Genomic DNA, 16,840 nt, shown 5'->3' on the forward strand with positions numbered 1-16,840 from the left:
GCGAAAAACCGTTTAAATAGCGCCTGCCCTCAACAGCGGTTACGGAACGTCGATGCCTTTTTCAAATGGATTTCTGCTGAGTTTGTCGTTGTGCCTGGATATCGGCATTGCCAATATCGCCATGATCACCCTGGCCATGCAGCGGGGGTTCCTGCAGGGCTTCTGGCTGGGGCTGGGCACCTGTGTCGGTGATCTGCTGTATGCCATTGCGGCGTTGGCGGGGATGACCGTGTTGCTGCAATTTGAAACGGTACGCTGGGTGCTGTGGCTGGGCGGGTCGGTGTTGCTGGTGTGGTTTGCCATCAAGATGCTGCTGGCGGCGCTGCGCGGCAACACCCACCTGGAGACCCGTGGCGAGGTGGTCGTGGAATCGGGCTGGCGCGAGTTCATGCGCGGGATCTTCCTGGCCATGTCGTCACCCAGCGCCATTCTCTGGTTTGCCGCGGTCGGCGGGGTGCTGATTTCCCGTTCCGGTGGCGGCAGCCTGTTCGAAGCCGGGCTGTTTCTCTCCGGCTTCTTTGCCGCCGGGCTGATCTGGTGCCTGTCGTTGTGCGGCATTGCCAGCCATGGCGGGCGGTTGTTGGGTGACCGCTTGCTGACCTGGTCGTACCTGCTGTCGGCGGGCATCTTCTGTTATTTCGCCGGCTACGTGGTTCTTTCCGGTTACCGCGAGTTCATCCTCGCCGTGCCTGCGGCCACCCCGGGTCTATAATGATTCGAGACACCGGTGCGCAGGTGCCGTCAGGCAGGAGGATCTTCGATGAAAGGTCTTGATGCGAAAAAGATGACGAAGAAAAAACCACTGAAAACCGCCAAAGAAAAACACGCCGCCAAACGCGCCAAACGCTCCGGCGACAGTTTTCTTCCGCAATAAGGCCAAGAGCTCCGCAAGGGGCTCTTTTCGTCCGGGGCAGAACCTCAAGCAGATTACGAGAATGGGCAATTGCCGCTACTCTAGCGGTGGGTACGGATGCGCTGTGCCCATTACCCTGGCGAACGAGGCAAAGGACATGACTCTGCAGACTCCCCCGATCAAACCCGCGCGTTTCGAAGATGGTCGTACCTTCACGGTTGCCGGACTTGGTAAGCGCTATGGCCAGGCCACCCTCCAGCAAATCCCCACCCTGTGGCAACGCTTCGAGCAGCACATTGGCCGGGTACCCGGGCAGGTGGGCGAGGAAGCCTACGGGGTGTGCTGCAACGGTGATGGCAAAGGCAATTTCGACTATATCGCCGGGGTTGAAGTGCAGGGCACTGAGCCGCTGCCTGCAGAGTTTCGGCATGTCGAGCTCAAGGCCCGGCGTTATGCGGTGTTTGAGCACCACGGTAGCCTCGACAATCTCAAGGCTACCTTTCAGGCAATCTGGCAGGACTGGGTGCCGGTGTCCGGCGAAACCGTGGCCAACGCGCCTGAGTTCGAGCGTTATGGCCGGGACTTCAACCCCAACGACAGCCACAGCGTGATGGAAATCTGGTTACCTTTGGAAGACAAATGATCGAACGCTGTAGCGCTGCACAACAAGCCAGGCGCTTTGGCCCGATTACCCGCTGGAGGACCACCGTCAGTCTTTTCTGGTTCTTCGCGTATGTGATCCTTGGGTTGGGTTTCTGAGGCTCGCAATCAGTTTCCCCAGTCTGTCGATTTCAGCCGCTGCCATTCGACCATCTGTGAACGCGCCGAGTTGTTCGGCGCCTGATCGCGCAGAGGACACGACCATGAACAGCGCCGCCGAGAACGAAATCCGCCAACTCATCGAACAATGGCTTCCCGCAGTACGCTCGCGGGATGTCGAGGCCATTACCGCGCCTTACGCCGAGAACATTCGCGCTTTTGATGCGATCCAGCAATTGCAGTTCCAAGGCAAGGCCGCCTATCGCGCCCACTGGCAGGCCTGCATGGATCACTGCCCCGGCGAAATGATCTTCGAAATCGAGCAATTGCAGATCCAGGCCACCCCGGAACTGGCTTTGGCCCACTGGCTCAATCGCTGTGGCCCGGCCAGCAGCGAAGGGGGTGAGGATCAAGGCTGCTACATGCGCGCGACCGTGGGCTACCAGCGGATCGACGGGCAATGGAAGGTGATTCATGAGCACTGGTCAGCGCCGTTCGACATGGAATCAGGTGCCGCGCTGTTCTCGCTCAAGCCTTGAGCTTAGAACCCCGAGAGTTATGCCGAATCGCGCTTTCTAAGGCGGTGTGATCTACCGCCATAGTATCCCCAGCTGTGGAGACGACGATGAAATACCTGTGCCTGGTCTACTGTGACGAAAGTCTGCTGCATAGCTTGCCCGAAAGCCCGGCCGACGCCGAGTGCATGGCCTACGCCGAATCGATCCAGGGCAGCGGCCGAATGCTCGCCGCGGAGGCGCTCAAACCGGTGCAGACCGCAACCACCGTGCGTGTGCGCGGCGGGCAGATGAGCCTGACCGACGGCCCTTTCGCCGAAACCAAGGAGCAACTGGCCGGCTTCTATCTGGTTGATGCGCGGGACTTGAACGAGGCCTTGAACATTGCCCGCGGCATTCCCGCTGCGCGGGTCGGCAGTGTCGAGGTGCGGCCAATCCGCGAGTTGCAACCCTGAAACCAAGGAGAACAACACGATGAGCCTTCTACACCCCGAGCAGCCCAAGGCGCAGCATGAGCTGTCGTTGACGCGTCTGATCGACGCGCCGCGGACCAAGGTGTTTCGCGCCTGGACCGAGCCGCAACTGCTTGCCCGGTGGTGGGGCCCCAACGGCATGACTACGCCGGAATGCGAAATGCAGCTGTGGGTGGGCGGCTTGTTTCGTACTGTGATGCGTGCACCTGACGGCAGCGAGTATCCGAATCAGGGGGTGTTTCTGGAGATCGTGCCGCCGGCGCGGATCGTCTTTACCGATGCTTTCGGCCCGGGTTGGGTCCCGTCGAACAAGGCTTTCATGACCGTTGTCGTGACCTTCGACGACATTCACGGCAAGACCCAGTACACCGCCCGCGCCTGGCACTGGAGTGCCGCCGATTGCCAGGCCCACGAAGAGATGGGCTTTCACCGTGGCTGGGGTGAGAGCCTGGATCGCCTGGTGGCGCTGGTGACTACGCAGATGCCCGACTGATGGCCACGCTTGCTACGGTACGGGCACAACTGGAGACGGTCTATCGCCAGGAGTCGCGGCGCATCCTGGCGACACTGATTCGCCTGCTGGGCGACTTCGACCTGGCTGAAGAGGCCATGCACGAAGCATTTTTCATTGCCGTCGAACGCTGGCAGCGTGACGGTATTCCTGCCAGCCCCAGGGCCTGGCTGGTGTCCACCGGGCGCTTCAAGGCGATCGACAGCCTGCGCCGGCGTGCGCGTTTCGACCGTTCCCAGGCGCAGTTGGTGCAGGCGCTGGAGTCGCTCGAGGAGGCTCAGGTGAATGACGAAGAGCTGGAGGACGACCGCCTGCGCCTGATCTTCACCTGCTGTCACCCGGCGCTGGCCGCCGATGCCCAGGTGCCGCTGACCTTGCGCGAAGTCTGTGACCTGACCACCGAAGAAATCGCCCGCGCGTTTTTGCAGAGCCCGGCGACCATCGCCCAGCGCATCGTCCGCGCCAAAGCCAAGATCCGCGATGCGCGAATTCCCTATCAGGTGCCGTCTCTGGCCGAACTGCCGGAGCGTCTTGATAGCGTGTTGCGGGTGATCTACCTGGTGTTCAACGAAGGCTACTCGGCGTCTTCGGGGGAGAGCCTGATGCGCCGCGACATGAGCGATGAAGCGATCCGCCTTGGGCGTTTGCTCCAGCAATTGCTGCCCGATCCGGAAGTGCTCGGCCTGCTGGCGCTGATGCTCCTGCAGGCTTCGCGGCAGCAGGCGCGCAGCGATGCCGAGGGCGAGCTTGTGCTGCTGGATGAGCAGGACCGCAGGCTGTGGAACCGTGAACTGATTGCCGAAGGCTGCCAGCTGGTGCAGCAGGCCCTGCGTAGCCAGCAGTTTGGCGTCTATAGCTTGCAGGCAGCGATTGCCGCCGTGCATGCGCAAGCGGCCAGTGCCGAGGACACGGACTGGGCAGAGATCGTCGGTCTGTACGATGTACTGTGGCAGCGCTGGCCGTCGCCGGTGGTCGAACTCAACCGCGCCGCTGCCCTGGCCCGGCGCGATGGCGCCCAGGCGGGGTTGGCGGCGGTGGAGGCGATTCTGGCCCGCGGTCAGTTGCAGGACTACCACCTGGCCCATTCGGCCCGCGCTGAACTGTGCCGCCAGCTAGGCCTGCTGGATCAAGCCCGCGAGGCCTATTGCAGAGCTCTCGAACTGACCCGTCAGGGCCCCGAGCGGCGCTTTATCGAGCGCCGCCTGAGCGAGTTGTGACACTCAGCCGATGGTGATCGGCGGCGGGCTGACCAGCTCGACGGTCTGTTGCTTGCGCGGGGCGAGAATCTCGGCCTCGCCGTCAACCACCAGCTCGTCGTTCTGGTTGAACACGCGGGTGGCGATGCGCACCTTGAACTTCGGCAGTTTCTCGAGGATTTCCAGGCGCACGGTCAGGGTGTCGCCGAACTTGACCGGCTTCTGGAAGCTCATGGTCTGGCCCAGGTAGATGGTGCCCGGTCCAGGCAGTTCGCAGGCCACCGCGGCGCTGATCAGCGCGCCACTGAACATGCCGTGGGCGATGCGCTCCTTGAACATGCTCTTGGCCGCGAACTCGGCATCCAGGTGCACCGGGTTATGGTCACCGGACATTGCAGCGAACAGCTGGATGTCACGTTCTTCGACGGTCTTGCTGAAGCTGGCGGTCTGGCCGACTTCGAGGGCTTCGTACGGGGTGTTGGTGACCTGGGTCATCGCTTGGCTTTCCTTCTATCGTGCGGGGCGGTCGTCATTCGCTGCGGGCGGGGCGGCCAATGGCCAGGGCCTGGTCCAGCCAGTCGATGATGGCGGCCGTGACCTCGTCACGGTTGGTTTCGTTGAGCAGCTCATGCCGCGCCTGGGGGTAGAGCTGCAGCTGCACATGCTGATTGCCGGCCAGGCGCAAGGCACCCGCCAGATCCTTGAGACGCTTGCCGGCACTGACCGGATCACATTCACCGCCCATCACCAGGATCGGCAGGTTCGGATCGATCTGCGCCAGGTTACGCGGCTGGCTGATTTGCTCCAGGCCCATCAGCAGGTCGATCCACAAACGGTTGCTGCAGCGAAAGCCGCACAACGGATCGGCAGCATACTTGTCGACTTCGTCGTTGTCGCGGCTGAGCCAGTCGAAGGCGGTGCGGTTGGGCTTGAAGGCCTTGTTGAACGAGCCGAACGACAACCACTCGATCAGCGCGCTGTGCCCCAGCGGACCCTGGCGCCAGGCTTCGAAGCGGGCAATCAGGCAAGCCGTTCGGTACAGGGCAGGGGGTTGGAAGTTCGAGCCGCTGAGAATCGCGCCTTGCAGGCTGGCGCCATGGTGCATCAGGTAAGCCTGGGCGATGTAGCTGCCCATGCTGTGGCCAAACAGGAATACCGGTGTGCCCGGAAACTGCTGGCCGATGTGCTGGCTGAGCGGGCCCAGATCGTTGACTACGCTGTTCCAGCCATTGTGTCGGGCGAACAGGCCTAAAGTGCCAAGTTCGGCGGTGCGCCCATGGCCGCGCTGGTCATGGGCGAACAGGGCGTAGCCGGCCTTGCTGAGCGCCTCGCCCAGGCGTTGATAGCGCCCGGCATGCTCGGCCATGCCGTGGGCCAGCAGCACCACCGCCTTGATCGGCGTGGCCGGCAGCCATTGATAAACGTAGAGGCTGCAGTGATCGCTGGCCGGAAGCCAGAACGCGTCGTGGTGCATGGCGGGTCCTTGTGCACGCAAGTCGGTGAGTCAGCACAGTGTATAACCCAGGCACACAATCGCAGGGTCATCAGCAATAAGATTCACAATGTTAATGACAGCGCTTGGCGTATTTGCCACCTGCGACATACCTGCTAACGTCGGCAGAGCACCTTCTTCGCCAAGCAGGCAAGGGGGCCGGAACGGCTCAGGTATGAGGACAAGAATAAATGCAAGCTGATTTCTGGAATGACAAGCGCCCGGCAGGCGTTCCTTCGCAAATTGACATAAACGCTTACAAGTCAGTGGTCGAAGTGTTCGAACGCTCCTGCAAGAAGTTTGCTGACCGCCCGGCGTTCAGCAACCTCGGGGTGACCCTGAGCTACGCCGAACTCGAACGCTATTCCGCGGCCTTCGCCGCTTACCTGCAGCAGCACACCGACCTGGTGCCGGGCGACCGCATCGCGGTACAGATGCCCAACGTGCTGCAGTACCCCATCGCCGTATTCGGCGCCATGCGCGCCGGGCTGATCGTGGTCAACACCAACCCGCTGTACACCGCCCGCGAGATGCGCCACCAGTTCAAGGACTCCGGCGCCAGGGCGCTGGTGTACCTGAACATGTTCGGCAAGCTGGTGCAGGAAGTGCTGCCGGACACCGGCATCGAATTCCTCATCGAAGCGAAGATGGGCGACATGCTGCCGACGGCCAAGGGCTGGCTGGTCAATACCATCGTCAGCAAGGTCAAGAAGATGGTTCCGGACTACCGCCTGCCACAGGCTGTGCCATTCAAGAGCGCCCTGGCCCAGGGCCGTGGCCAGTCGCTCAAGCCGGTATCGCTGAGCCTCGACGACATCGCCGTGTTGCAGTACACCGGCGGCACCACGGGCCTGGCCAAGGGCGCGATGCTGACCCACGGTAACCTGGTGGCCAACATGCTCCAGGTGCTGGCGTGTTTCTCCCAGCATGGGCCCGATGGCCAGCGCCTGATCAAGGAGGGGCAGGAGGTGATGATCGCACCGCTGCCGCTCTACCATATCTATGCCTTCACCGCGAACTGCATGTGCATGATGGTCACCGGCAACCACAACGTGCTGATCACCAACCCGCGGGACATCCCCGGCTTCGTCAAGGAGCTGAAAAAGTGGAAGTTCTCTGCACTGCTGGGGCTTAACACCCTGTTCGTGGCGTTGATGAACCACCCCGAGTTCAAGAACCTCGACTTCTCGGCGCTGAAAGTGACCAATTCCGGTGGTACCGCACTGGTCAGCGCCACCGCCGAGCGTTGGGAGAGCATCACCGGTTGCCGCATTGTCGAAGGCTACGGCCTGACCGAGACCTCGCCGGTGGCCAGTACCAACCCTTATGGCCAGCTGGCGCGCCTGGGGACCGTGGGCATTCCGGTGCCGGGCACGGCGTTCAAGGTCATTGACGATGAGGGGGAGGAGCAACCCTTTGGAGAGCGCGGCGAGCTGTGCATCAAGGGCCCGCAGGTAATGAAGGGCTACTGGCAGCACCCCGAGGCGACCGCCGAGGCGCTGGACAGCGAAGGCTGGTTCAAGACTGGCGATATTGCCGTGATCGACCCGGATGGCTTTACCCGTATCGTCGACCGCAAGAAGGACATGATCATCGTCTCGGGTTTCAACGTGTATCCGAACGAGATCGAAGAGGTGGTGATGAGCCATCCGCAAGTGGCCAGTTGCGCGGTGATCGGCGTCCCTGATGAGCGTTCGGGCGAGGCGGTGAAGCTGTTCGTGGTGCCGCGCGAGGGTGGGGTGAGCCTTGAAGAGCTGAAGGCTTATTGCAAGGCCAACTTCACCGGCTACAAGGTGCCCAAGCACATTGTGTTGAGGGACTCGTTGCCGATGACGGCGGTGGGCAAGATTTTGCGCAGGGAGCTTCGGGATATAGCCTGACGGCGGCGCTGAGTCACTGTGGGAGCGGGCTTGCCCCGCGATGTGCCGTGCCGGACAGGGCGCTATCGCGGGGCAAGCCCGCTCCAACAGTGTGCTTTAGAATTTTTACTCTAAAAATGACTACGACATAATCAAGAGTCATTTCCGTGACTGTTCGGGCTACTTTAGCTCTAGGCGGCCCTTGGCAAAGCTGCTACTCTCGGCCCGCTTCGGATTATCAGGTTTGCAATAAACCGTAATCTTATATCAATAATAATCGCATCGACTGCGGTGAAGAATTCGCTGCTGCTGGAGGAGTGGGCTTCCATGATCGAAAATTTTTGGAAGGATAAGTACCCAGCCGGGATTGCCTCGCAAATCAATCCTGATGAGTATCCGAATATTCAGGCGGTATTGAAGCAGTCTTGCCAGCGCTTTGCCGATAAACCGGCCTTTAGCAACCTGGGCAAAACCATTACATACGGCGAGTTGTATGAGTTGTCGGGGGCCTTTGCCGCTTACCTGCAACAGCATACCGACCTGCAGCCGGGTGATCGTATTGCCGTGCAGCTGCCCAACGTTCTGCAATACCCCGTTGCCGTCTTCGGTGCCCTGCGTGCGGGCCTGATCGTGGTCAACACCAACCCGTTGTATACCGCGCGGGAATTGGAACACCAGTTCAACGATTCCGGCGCCAAGGCGCTGGTCTGCCTGGCGAACATGGCGCACCTGGCCGAGAAGGTGGTGCCCAAGACCCAGGTCAAACACGTTATTGTCACCGAAGTGGCCGACTTGTTGCCACCGGTTAAACGCTTGTTGATCAACAGCGTGATCAAGTACGTGAAGAAAATGGTTCCGGCGTACAACCTGCCCAAGGCGGTCAAGTTCAACGATGTGTTGAGCAAAGGTCGTGGCAAGGCTGTTCAGGAAGCCAATCCGGACAGTAACGACGTCGCCGTGTTGCAGTACACCGGCGGTACTACCGGGGTGGCCAAGGGCGCAATGCTGACCCACCGCAACCTGGTGGCCAACATGCTGCAATGCCGGGCGCTGATGGGCTCGAACCTCAACGAAGGTTGCGAGATCCTGATCACCCCTCTGCCGCTGTACCACATCTACGCGTTCACCTTTCACTGCATGGCGATGATGCTGATCGGCAGCCACAACATCCTGATCAGCAACCCGCGCGACTTGCCGGCGATGGTCAAGGAACTGGGCAAGTGGAAGTTCAGCGGCTTTGTCGGTTTGAACACCTTGTTCGTCGCCCTGTGCAACAACGAGAATTTCCGCAAGCTGGATTTCTCCGGCCTGAAGATCACCCTGTCGGGCGGTATGGCGCTGCAGATGAGTGTCGCCGAGCGCTGGAAGGCAGTGACCGGATGCGCCATCTGCGAAGGTTACGGCATGACCGAAACCAGCCCGGTGGCAGCGGTCAACCCGGCCGAGCAGAACCAGATCGGCACCATCGGTATTCCGATGCCCTCGACCCTGTGCAAGATCATCGACGACGCCGGTGTCGAACTGGCCCTGGGCGAAATCGGCGAGTTGTGCGTGAAAGGGCCGCAGGTGATGAAGGGCTACTGGCAGCGTGAAGACGCCACCAACGAGATCCTCGACAGCGATGGCTGGCTGAAGACCGGTGACATCGCCCTGATCCAGACCGACGGCTACATGCGCATCGTCGATCGCAAGAAGGACATGATCCTGGTCTCCGGTTTCAACGTCTATCCGAACGAACTCGAAGATGTGCTGGCGGCCTTGCCGGGCGTGCTGCAGTGCGCAGCCATCGGCGTGCCGGACGAGAAGTCCGGTGAAGTGATCAAGATCTTCATCGTGGTCAAGCCGGGCATGACGGTGACCAAGGAGCAGGTGATGGAGCACATGCGTGCCAATGTCACCGGCTACAAAGTACCGCGCTTCGTCGAGTTCCGCGATGCGCTGCCGACCACCAACGTTGGCAAGATCCTGCGCCGTGAACTGCGTGATGAAGAGCTGAAGAAGCTGGGCCTGAAGAAGATCGCCTGAGTTTCAGGCGAACGCTTCGCGCTCGATCGCTGGCAAGCCAGCTCCCACAGGTACGGTGTAATTAGACCTTGTGGGAGCTGGCTTGCCAGCGATGGTTTCAGCGCAATTTTTCGAGCATCTGGTAATACAACATCCCCGCCGCCAGCAACGGATTGCCCAGCACATCGCCCATCGGCACCTTGATGTGTTTGCAGCCGGCAAAGGTATCGAATTTCTCCAGTGTCCCGGTCAGTGCTTCGGCCATGATTTCGCCCATGATATGGCTGGTGGCGATGCCGTGCCCGGAATAACCCTGGCAGTACCAGACGTTATCCGAAAGCTTGCCCAGTTGCGGGATGCGGTTGACCACGATACCCATCGCGCAACTCCACTGGAACTCGATCGGCACGCCCTTGAGCACCGGAAACGTGCGCTCGATGCACGGGCGCAGTTCACCGGCGATATCCCGTGAATCGCGCCCGGAATAGTTGGCACCACCGCCGAACAGCAGGCGGCCATCGGCGGTCAGCCGGTAGTAGTCGAGGACGAAGCGGCAGTCGTACACCGCCAGGTCGTGGGGGTTGATCTGCGCCGCCAGCTCACCCAGCGGTGCGGTGGTGACGATGCCGCCCATGGCCGGGAAGATCTTGCCCTTGAGCTGGCGCTTTTCCAGTTTGTGATAGACGTCGCCGGCCAGCAGGATCTGCTTGGCCTCGACCCGCCCGTGGGCAGTCACCAGCGCCGGCTGATCGCCATGAACGATGTCCAGCACCTCGGAGTTTTCGAAGATCAGTGCGCCCAGGCTGTGCGCGGCACGGGCTTCACCGAGGCACAGGTTGAGCGGGTGCAGGTGCAGGTTGCGGCGGTTTTTCAGGGCGCCGAGGTACAGCGGGCTTTGCAGGTGTTCGCGCATGGCGCTCTGGTCGAGCAGCTCGACCTGATCAGCCATGCCACGGCGCTCGGCCTCGGCGGCGAAGGCGCGCAGTTCGCCCATGTGCGAAGCTTTCATCGCCGCGTGCAGGTGGCCGCGCTTGAGGTCGCAGTCGATGCCGTAGCGTTCCACCCTTTGCTCGATGATCTGGTGGCCGCGCCAGCGCAGGTGCCAGATGAAGTCATCGACCTCGTCCCCGAGCTTGTCGCGCATCTGCTTACGCATCGCTTCATCGCCCGAGAGGCTGCCGGTAACCTGGCCGCCGTTGCGCCCGCTGGCGCCCCAGCCGATGCGATTGGTTTCGACAATGGCGACCTTCAGGCCGCGTTCGGCCAGCTCCACGGCGCTGGCGACCCCGGTAAAGCCACCGCCGATGATTGCCACATCGACCTTCACCGTGCCCTTGAGGGTCGGATACTGGGTGGCGTCGTTGAGGCTTGCGGTGTAGTAGGAGGCACTGCGCTGGGCAGGGCCGGCATTCACGGCTGCATTCATGACAAAAAATCCTTGGCGCAAAAATAAAGAGTCAGGCCTGGGTCAGGTACCAGCGCCAGTCCTGTTCGCCGACCTCGGCCATGAACTGGCGGTACTCGGCACGCTTGACCGCCAGATAAACACCGAGGAATTCGGCGCCGAAGGCCTCGCGGGCCCAGCTCGAGCGCTCCAGGGCGGTGAGCGAAGTCAGCCAGTCGGTGGGCAGCAGTTCGGTGGCCTGGGCGTAGCCATTGCCCTCGACCGGCGCGCCCGGGTCGAGCTGTTGGCGGATGCCGTGATGCAGGCTGGCAAGGATGGCTGCGGCAGCCAGGTACGGGTTGGCGTCGGCGCCGCAGATGCGGTGCTCGATGTGTCGGCTGTTGGCCGGGCCGCCTGGCACTCGCAGGCTGACGGTACGGTTGTCGACCCCCCAGGTCGGTGCCAGCGGCGCATAGCTGTTGGCCTGGAAGCGTCGGTAGGAGTTGGCATTGGGGCAGAACAGCAGCAGCGAATCGAGCAGCAGCTTGAGCATGCCGGCCACCGACTGGCGCAGCAGCGGCGTGCCGGCCTTGTCTTCACTGGCGTAGAGGTTGTTGCCCTGGGCATCGGCCAGGCTCACGTGCATGTGCATGCCGGTGCCCGCCAGGTGATCGAACGGCTTGGCCATGAAGCAGGCCTGCATCCCGTGCTTGTGCGCCACGCCCTTGACCAGGCGCTTGTAGCGCACCGCCTGGTCCATGGCCAGCAGCGCATCGCCATGTTCCAGGGTGATTTCCACCTGGCCCGGGGCATATTCGGAAATCGCCGTGCGCGCCGGAATGCCCTGGGCTTTGCAAGCGGCATAGAGGTCGGCGAGAAACGGCTCGATCTGTTCCAGCTCGCGCAGGCCATAGACCTGGGTGCCCCGCGGCCGGCCGCCGTCGCTGTCCAGTGCCGGTTGCGGCCGGCCATGGCTGTCGCGCTTCTGGTCGAGCAGGTAGAACTCAAGCTCGCAGGCCATTACCGGGTAGTAACCTTCGGCCTTCAGTGCATCGATGACCTTGACCAGCAGGTGGCGCGGGTCGGCAATGCTTGCCGGCAGGCCTTCGCTGGGGTGCATGCTGACCTGCAGTGCCGCCGTGGGGATTTGCCGCCAGGGCAGGCGCACCAGGCTGTGTTCCAGCGGGTAGGCGCGGCAGTCGATATCGCCGACATCCCAGACCAGCCCGGAGTTTTCCACATCGTCGCCGTTCAGGGTCAGGCCGAGGATGGTGCTGGGCAATGGCCGACCGCTTTCGTACACCGCCAGCAGCTCTTCGCGGTGCAGCAGCTTGCCGCGCGGCACGCCATTGGCGTCGAGGATGAACAGCTCGATCATCTCGATATCGGGGTTGGCGGCCAGGAACGTTCGGGCCTGCTCGATGGGGGCAAATTGCATGGTGCTCTCGCTCGCGCCGTCAGGCGCACAGGACTGCCTAGCCGGTCAGGCGGCAGTCTTCGACAAGGAAGGTCGGCCAGAAGCTGGCCGCACGGTTCAGTGCAGGGCGAGGCGGGCGTCCGGTGGGCGGGCATGGCGGCAGTGCCACAAGGCCCAGAAGGCGAGAATGATGTGCACCAGCGGATTTTCCCCGCAGCATGCCCGCACCTTCGGGAACGAAGGGCGCAGCAGCGGACGGGGCAAGCCGGGAGACGAAGTCATGCCTGGATACTCCCATGCCGGGGAAGGTTCATTAAATCAGCCTTTGTACAACTTCAGGTAAGTCTTGGCTAAACAATGGCTCGCCAGCCCGCAACCGTGCCGAGCGTCGGCAAATCTGCGACAATCGCAGCCCTTGAAAAGCCGATCATGCAAAAGCAGGCTCACCTGCACGACTAAAAAGCCCCCATGACTGACCACGCGATTGATCAACTGCTGAAAAACCTCGACCACGCCATGATTTCCGAGCGTCACCGCCTGCGCCGGCAGCTGCACGAGCTGCGCAAGCGCCCGGATGAGGCGAAGCTTGCGCAGTGGGTCGACAAGGTGCAGGCCTCCTGCGCCCAGGTCACTGCGCGCAAGGCCAGCGTGCCGAGCATCCGTTACGATGACAGCCTGCCGATTGCGGCCAAGCGTGACGAGATCAAAAAGGTCCTGGCCGAGCATCAGGTGTTGATCATTGCCGGCGAAACCGGCTCGGGCAAAACCACCCAGTTGCCGAAGATCTGCCTGGAACTGGGCCGCGGCCAGCACGGCCTGATCGCCCATACCCAGCCACGGCGGATTGCCGCCCGCAGCGTCGCCACCCGGGTCGCCGAAGAGCTCGGCACGCCACTGGGGGCGCTGGTCGGCTACCAGGTGCGCTTTGAAGACCAGAGCGACGCCAACACCCTGGTCAAGCTGATGACCGACGGCATCCTCCTGGCCGAAACCCAGCACGACCGTTTTCTTGAGCGCTACGACACCATCATTGTCGACGAAGCCCACGAGCGCAGCCTGAACATCGATTTTCTGCTCGGCTACCTGAAGACCCTGCTACCACGCCGCCCTGATCTCAAGGTCATCATCACTTCCGCGACCATCGACCTTGAGCGCTTCTCCAAGCACTTCAACGATGCGCCGATCATCGAAGTGTCGGGCCGCACCTATCCGGTGGAAACCTGGTATCGGCCGTTAACCAGTGAGCAGGACGAGGAGGGCAACCGCGTCGAGGACGACCTCACCGTTGACCAGGCGATCCTCGCCACCCTCGACGAGATCGCCGCCTTCGAGCGCAGCCAGGGCAAGGGCCCGGGTGACGTGCTGGTGTTCCTGCCGGGCGAGCGCGAGATTCGCGACGCCGCCGAGATGCTGCGCAAGGCCCAGTTGCGCCACACCGAGATCCTGCCGTTGTACGCGCGCCTGTCGCCGGCCGAGCAGCAAAAGATCTTCCAGTCCCATCCCGGGCGGCGTGTGGTGCTGGCCACCAACGTCGCCGAAACCTCGCTGACGGTGCCGGGCATTCGCTATGTGATCGACAGCGGCACCGCACGCATCAGCCGCTACAGCTACCGGGCCAAGGTCCAGCGCCTGCCGATCGAAGCGGTGTCCCAGGCCAGTGCCAACCAGCGCAAGGGCCGTTGCGGGCGGGTCGAGCCGGGCATCTGCGTGCGCCTGTACAGCGAAGAGGATTTCAACGCGCGGCCGGCCTTTACCGACCCGGAAATCCTCCGTACCAACCTTGCTGCGGTCATCCTGCAGATGCTGCACCTGCGCCTGGGCGAGATCGACGCGTTCCCGTTCATCGAGCCGCCGGATGGCAAGGCCATCAGCGACGGCTTCAATCTGTTGCAGGAGCTCTCGGCGGTCAACCGCGAGAACCAGCTGACCCCCCTGGGCCGGCAACTGGCGCGCTTGCCGGTCGACCCGCGGCTGGGCCGCATGCTCCTTGAAGGCGCCAAGCAGGGCAGCCTCAACGAGCTGTTGATCGTCGCCAGTGCGCTGTCGATACAAGACCCGCGCGAGCGTCCGCCGGAGCGCCAGCAAGCGGCCGACCAGGCTCATGCGCAATGGAAGGACGTCGACTCCGATTTCGCCGCGCTGGTCAATTTGTGGCGTGGGTTCGAAGAGCAACGCCAGGCCCTGACCGCCAGCCCGCTGCGCAACTGGTGCCGGAAGAACTTCCTCAACTACCTGCGTTTGCGTGAGTGGCGCGATGCTCACCGTCAGTTGAGCCTGATCTGCCGCGACCTGCAGCTGAGCATCAATAAAGAGCCTGCTGACTACCCGCGCCTGCACAAGGCGATTCTGTCCGGCCTGCTCAGCCAGATCGGCCAGAAGACCGAAGACGGTGACTACCTCGGTGCCCGTCAGCGGCGCTTCTGGGTGCACCCGTCGTCCGGTTTGGGCAAGAAGCGCCCGCAGTGGCTGATGACCGCCGAGCTGGTGGAAACCACCAAGCTCTATGCGCGCATGGTGGCCAAGATCGATTCGGACTGGATCGAGCCGCTGGCCGGGCACCTGATCAAGAAGAACCATTTCGAACCGCACTGGGAAAAGAAGCGCGGCCAGGTGGTGGCCTTCGAGCAGGTCACCCTCTATGGCCTGATCGTGGTCGGCCGGCGGCCAGTGCATTACGGCCCGGTCGACCCGGTGATGTCCCGCGAGCTGTTTATCCGCGAGGCACTGGTGGGTGGCGAGATCCAGTCCAAAGCCAAATGCCTGACCGCCAACCGGCGCTTGCTGGAGCAACTCGACGAGCTGGAAGCCAAGGCCCGTCGGCGCGACATCCTCGCCGATGAAGAAACCCTGTACGGCTTCTATGAAGCGCGCTTGCCGGCGGAGATCCACCAGACCGCAACCTTCGACAGCTGGTACCGGGTCACCAGCCAGAAAGACCCGCAGTTGCTGATCATGCGCGAGGAAGACGTGCTGGCCCGCGAAGCCAGTGAAGTCACCGCCGCGCAGTACCCGGACACCCTGCGCCTGGGCGACCTGAGCCTGGCCCTGAGCTACCACTTCGAGCCTAACCATCCGCGCGACGGCGTCACCGTGCGGGTGCCCGCGCCACTCTTACCAAGCCTGCCGGGCGAGCGCCTGGAGTGGCTGGTGCCGGGCCTGCTCGAAGCCAAGTGCATCGCCCTGGTGCGCAACCTGCCCAAGGCGCTGCGCAAGAACTTCGTGCCGGTGCCGGACTTCGTCAAGGCCGCGCTGCAACGCATGAGCTTCGGCGAAGGTTCGTTGCCCCAGGCGCTGGGCCGCGAGCTGCTGCGCATGACCGGTGCGCGGGTCAGCGATGAAGCCTGGGCCGAAGCCGCCGCGCAGGTCGACAGCCATCTGAAAATGAACCTGGAAGTGGTCGATGGCCAGGGCAAGTTCCTCGGCGAAGGCCGCGACCTGGCTGAGCTGACTGCACGCTTTGCCGCTGCCAGCCAGGCCGCTCTGGCGGTACCGCAGACCGCACAAAGCCAGCAGCCGGTGCAGGCCAAGGCCTTCACCCAGGTGGCCGAGACCGCGCAGCAGAAGTTTGCCGGGCTGTCGATGACGGTCTATCCGGCCCTGGTGGAAGAAAACGGCACGGTCAAGGAAGGGCGTTTCTCGACCCAGGCCGAAGCCGAATTCCAGCACCGCCGCGCCTTGCAGCGCCTGTTGCTGCAGCAACTGGCGGAGCCGGCCAAGTTCCTGCGTGGCAAGCTGCCGGGGCTGACCGAGCTGGGCCTGTTGTACCGTGAACTGGGCCGGGTCGAGGCGCTGGTCGAAGATATCCTGCTGGCCAGCCTGGACAGCTGCATCCTTGAAGGCGAAAGCACCCTGCCGCGTGATGGCGCAGGCCTGGCCTCGCTAGCCGAGCGCAAACGCGGTAGCTGGGCCGAGCACGCCGAACGCCTGGCGCGCCTGACCCTGGAAATCCTCAAGCTCTGGCACGGCCTGCAAAAGCGCTTCAAGGGCAAGATCGACCTGGCCCAGGCCGTGGCCCTCAACGACATCAAGCAGCAGCTGGGCAACCTGGTCTACCCGGGCTTTGTCCGCGAAACCCCGGGGCCCTGGCTCAAGGAGCTGCCGCGCTACCTCAAGGCGATCGAGCTGCGCCTGGAGAAACTCGGCGCCCAGGTGCAGAAGGACCGGGTCTGGAGCAGTGAACTGGGCAACCTCTGGAGCCAGTACCAGATCCGCCTCGACAAGCACGCCCAAGAAGGCAAGCGCGACGAGCAGCTGCAGCTGTACCGCTGGTGGCTGGAGGAGTACCGGGTGTCGTTGTTCGCCCAGCAGTTGGGCACCAAGGTGCCGGTTTCCGACAAACGACTGAGCAAGCAGTGGAGTCAGGTGGAAGCCTAAACC

The 16,840-nt window shown here is 62.6% G+C and carries 14 protein-coding genes; 9 read left to right on the forward strand and 5 right to left on the reverse strand.

Annotation, left to right across the window (positions count from 1 at the left end):
* The first annotated feature begins 52 nt into the window (after positions 1–52).
* The 6 genes from LOY45_RS06770 to LOY45_RS06795 all read left to right on the forward strand — a co-directional run bounded on the left by LOY45_RS06770 (position 53) and on the right by LOY45_RS06795 (position 4,328).
* Complete coding sequence (locus LOY45_RS06770) at positions 53–712, forward strand: LysE family translocator (protein WP_115088210.1); 660 nt, start codon at positions 53–55, stop codon at positions 710–712.
* A gap of 298 nt (positions 713–1,010) precedes the next feature.
* Positions 1,011–1,496: a GyrI-like domain-containing protein gene (locus tag LOY45_RS06775; RefSeq protein ID WP_134063758.1), complete on the forward strand. Its 486-nt coding sequence runs from the start codon at positions 1,011–1,013 to the stop codon at positions 1,494–1,496.
* Positions 1,497–1,716: 220 nt separating this feature from the next.
* The gene (locus tag LOY45_RS06780) at positions 1,717–2,151 is read left to right on the forward strand and encodes a YybH family protein (protein WP_115088209.1); all 435 of its coding nucleotides are present in this window, start codon (positions 1,717–1,719) and stop codon (positions 2,149–2,151) included.
* A gap of 86 nt (positions 2,152–2,237) precedes the next feature.
* Entirely contained in the window at positions 2,238–2,582 is a 345-nt protein-coding gene (locus LOY45_RS06785) for a YciI family protein (protein ID WP_115088208.1), read from the forward strand.
* A gap of 19 nt (positions 2,583–2,601) precedes the next feature.
* The gene (locus tag LOY45_RS06790) at positions 2,602–3,093 is read left to right on the forward strand and encodes an SRPBCC family protein (RefSeq protein WP_115088207.1); all 492 of its coding nucleotides are present in this window, start codon (positions 2,602–2,604) and stop codon (positions 3,091–3,093) included.
* Positions 3,093–4,328 carry an RNA polymerase sigma factor gene (locus tag LOY45_RS06795; RefSeq protein ID WP_258578886.1) on the forward strand — a complete coding sequence of 412 codons (1,236 nt, stop codon included), beginning with the start codon at positions 3,093–3,095 and terminating at the stop codon, positions 4,326–4,328. The genes LOY45_RS06790 and LOY45_RS06795 overlap by 1 nt, the downstream gene beginning before the upstream one ends.
* A gap of 3 nt (positions 4,329–4,331) precedes the next feature.
* Here the strand turns inward: LOY45_RS06795 and LOY45_RS06800 are convergent, their stop codons facing one another.
* Together LOY45_RS06800 and LOY45_RS06805 are read right to left on the reverse strand one after the other, a co-directional pair.
* On the reverse strand, positions 4,332–4,802 hold the full coding sequence (locus LOY45_RS06800; RefSeq protein WP_045187560.1) for a MaoC family dehydratase: 471 nt from the start codon (positions 4,800–4,802) through the stop codon (positions 4,332–4,334).
* A gap of 34 nt (positions 4,803–4,836) precedes the next feature.
* Entirely contained in the window at positions 4,837–5,781 is a 945-nt protein-coding gene (locus LOY45_RS06805; RefSeq protein WP_134063754.1) for an alpha/beta hydrolase, read from the reverse strand.
* A 209-nt stretch (positions 5,782–5,990) separates the two neighbouring features.
* Here LOY45_RS06805 and fadD2 point away from each other — a divergent pair, with 209 nt between their 5' ends.
* Positions 5,991–7,679 (forward strand): long-chain-fatty-acid--CoA ligase FadD2, encoded by a 1,689-nt coding sequence (gene fadD2, locus LOY45_RS06810; protein ID WP_115088204.1) that lies wholly within the window; start codon positions 5,991–5,993, stop codon positions 7,677–7,679.
* 306 nt (positions 7,680–7,985) lie between these two features.
* Entirely contained in the window at positions 7,986–9,683 is a 1,698-nt protein-coding gene (gene fadD1, locus LOY45_RS06815; RefSeq protein ID WP_115088203.1) for a long-chain-fatty-acid--CoA ligase FadD1, read from the forward strand.
* 97 nt (positions 9,684–9,780) lie between these two features.
* On the opposite strand, the gene LOY45_RS06820 is transcribed toward fadD1, so the two are convergent.
* The 3 genes from LOY45_RS06820 to LOY45_RS06830 all read right to left on the reverse strand — a co-directional run bounded on the left by LOY45_RS06820 (position 9,781) and on the right by LOY45_RS06830 (position 12,745).
* Complete coding sequence (locus LOY45_RS06820) at positions 9,781–11,088, reverse strand: NAD(P)/FAD-dependent oxidoreductase (RefSeq protein ID WP_258578887.1); 1,308 nt, start codon at positions 11,086–11,088, stop codon at positions 9,781–9,783.
* A 31-nt stretch (positions 11,089–11,119) separates the two neighbouring features.
* On the reverse strand, positions 11,120–12,484 hold the full coding sequence (locus LOY45_RS06825; protein WP_134063748.1) for a glutamine synthetase family protein: 1,365 nt from the start codon (positions 12,482–12,484) through the stop codon (positions 11,120–11,122).
* 96 nt (positions 12,485–12,580) lie between these two features.
* Entirely contained in the window at positions 12,581–12,745 is a 165-nt protein-coding gene (locus LOY45_RS06830) for a hypothetical protein (protein WP_166675713.1), read from the reverse strand.
* Positions 12,746–12,931: 186 nt separating this feature from the next.
* On the opposite strand from LOY45_RS06830, the gene hrpA reads away from it, so the two are divergent.
* Positions 12,932–16,837 carry an ATP-dependent RNA helicase HrpA gene (gene hrpA / locus LOY45_RS06835; protein WP_258578888.1) on the forward strand — a complete coding sequence of 1,302 codons (3,906 nt, stop codon included), beginning with the start codon at positions 12,932–12,934 and terminating at the stop codon, positions 16,835–16,837.
* Positions 16,838–16,840 lie beyond the last annotated feature (3 nt).

This window comes from Pseudomonas wadenswilerensis, assembly GCF_024749185.1.
GTDB lineage: Bacteria > Pseudomonadota > Gammaproteobacteria > Pseudomonadales > Pseudomonadaceae > Aquipseudomonas > Aquipseudomonas wadenswilerensis.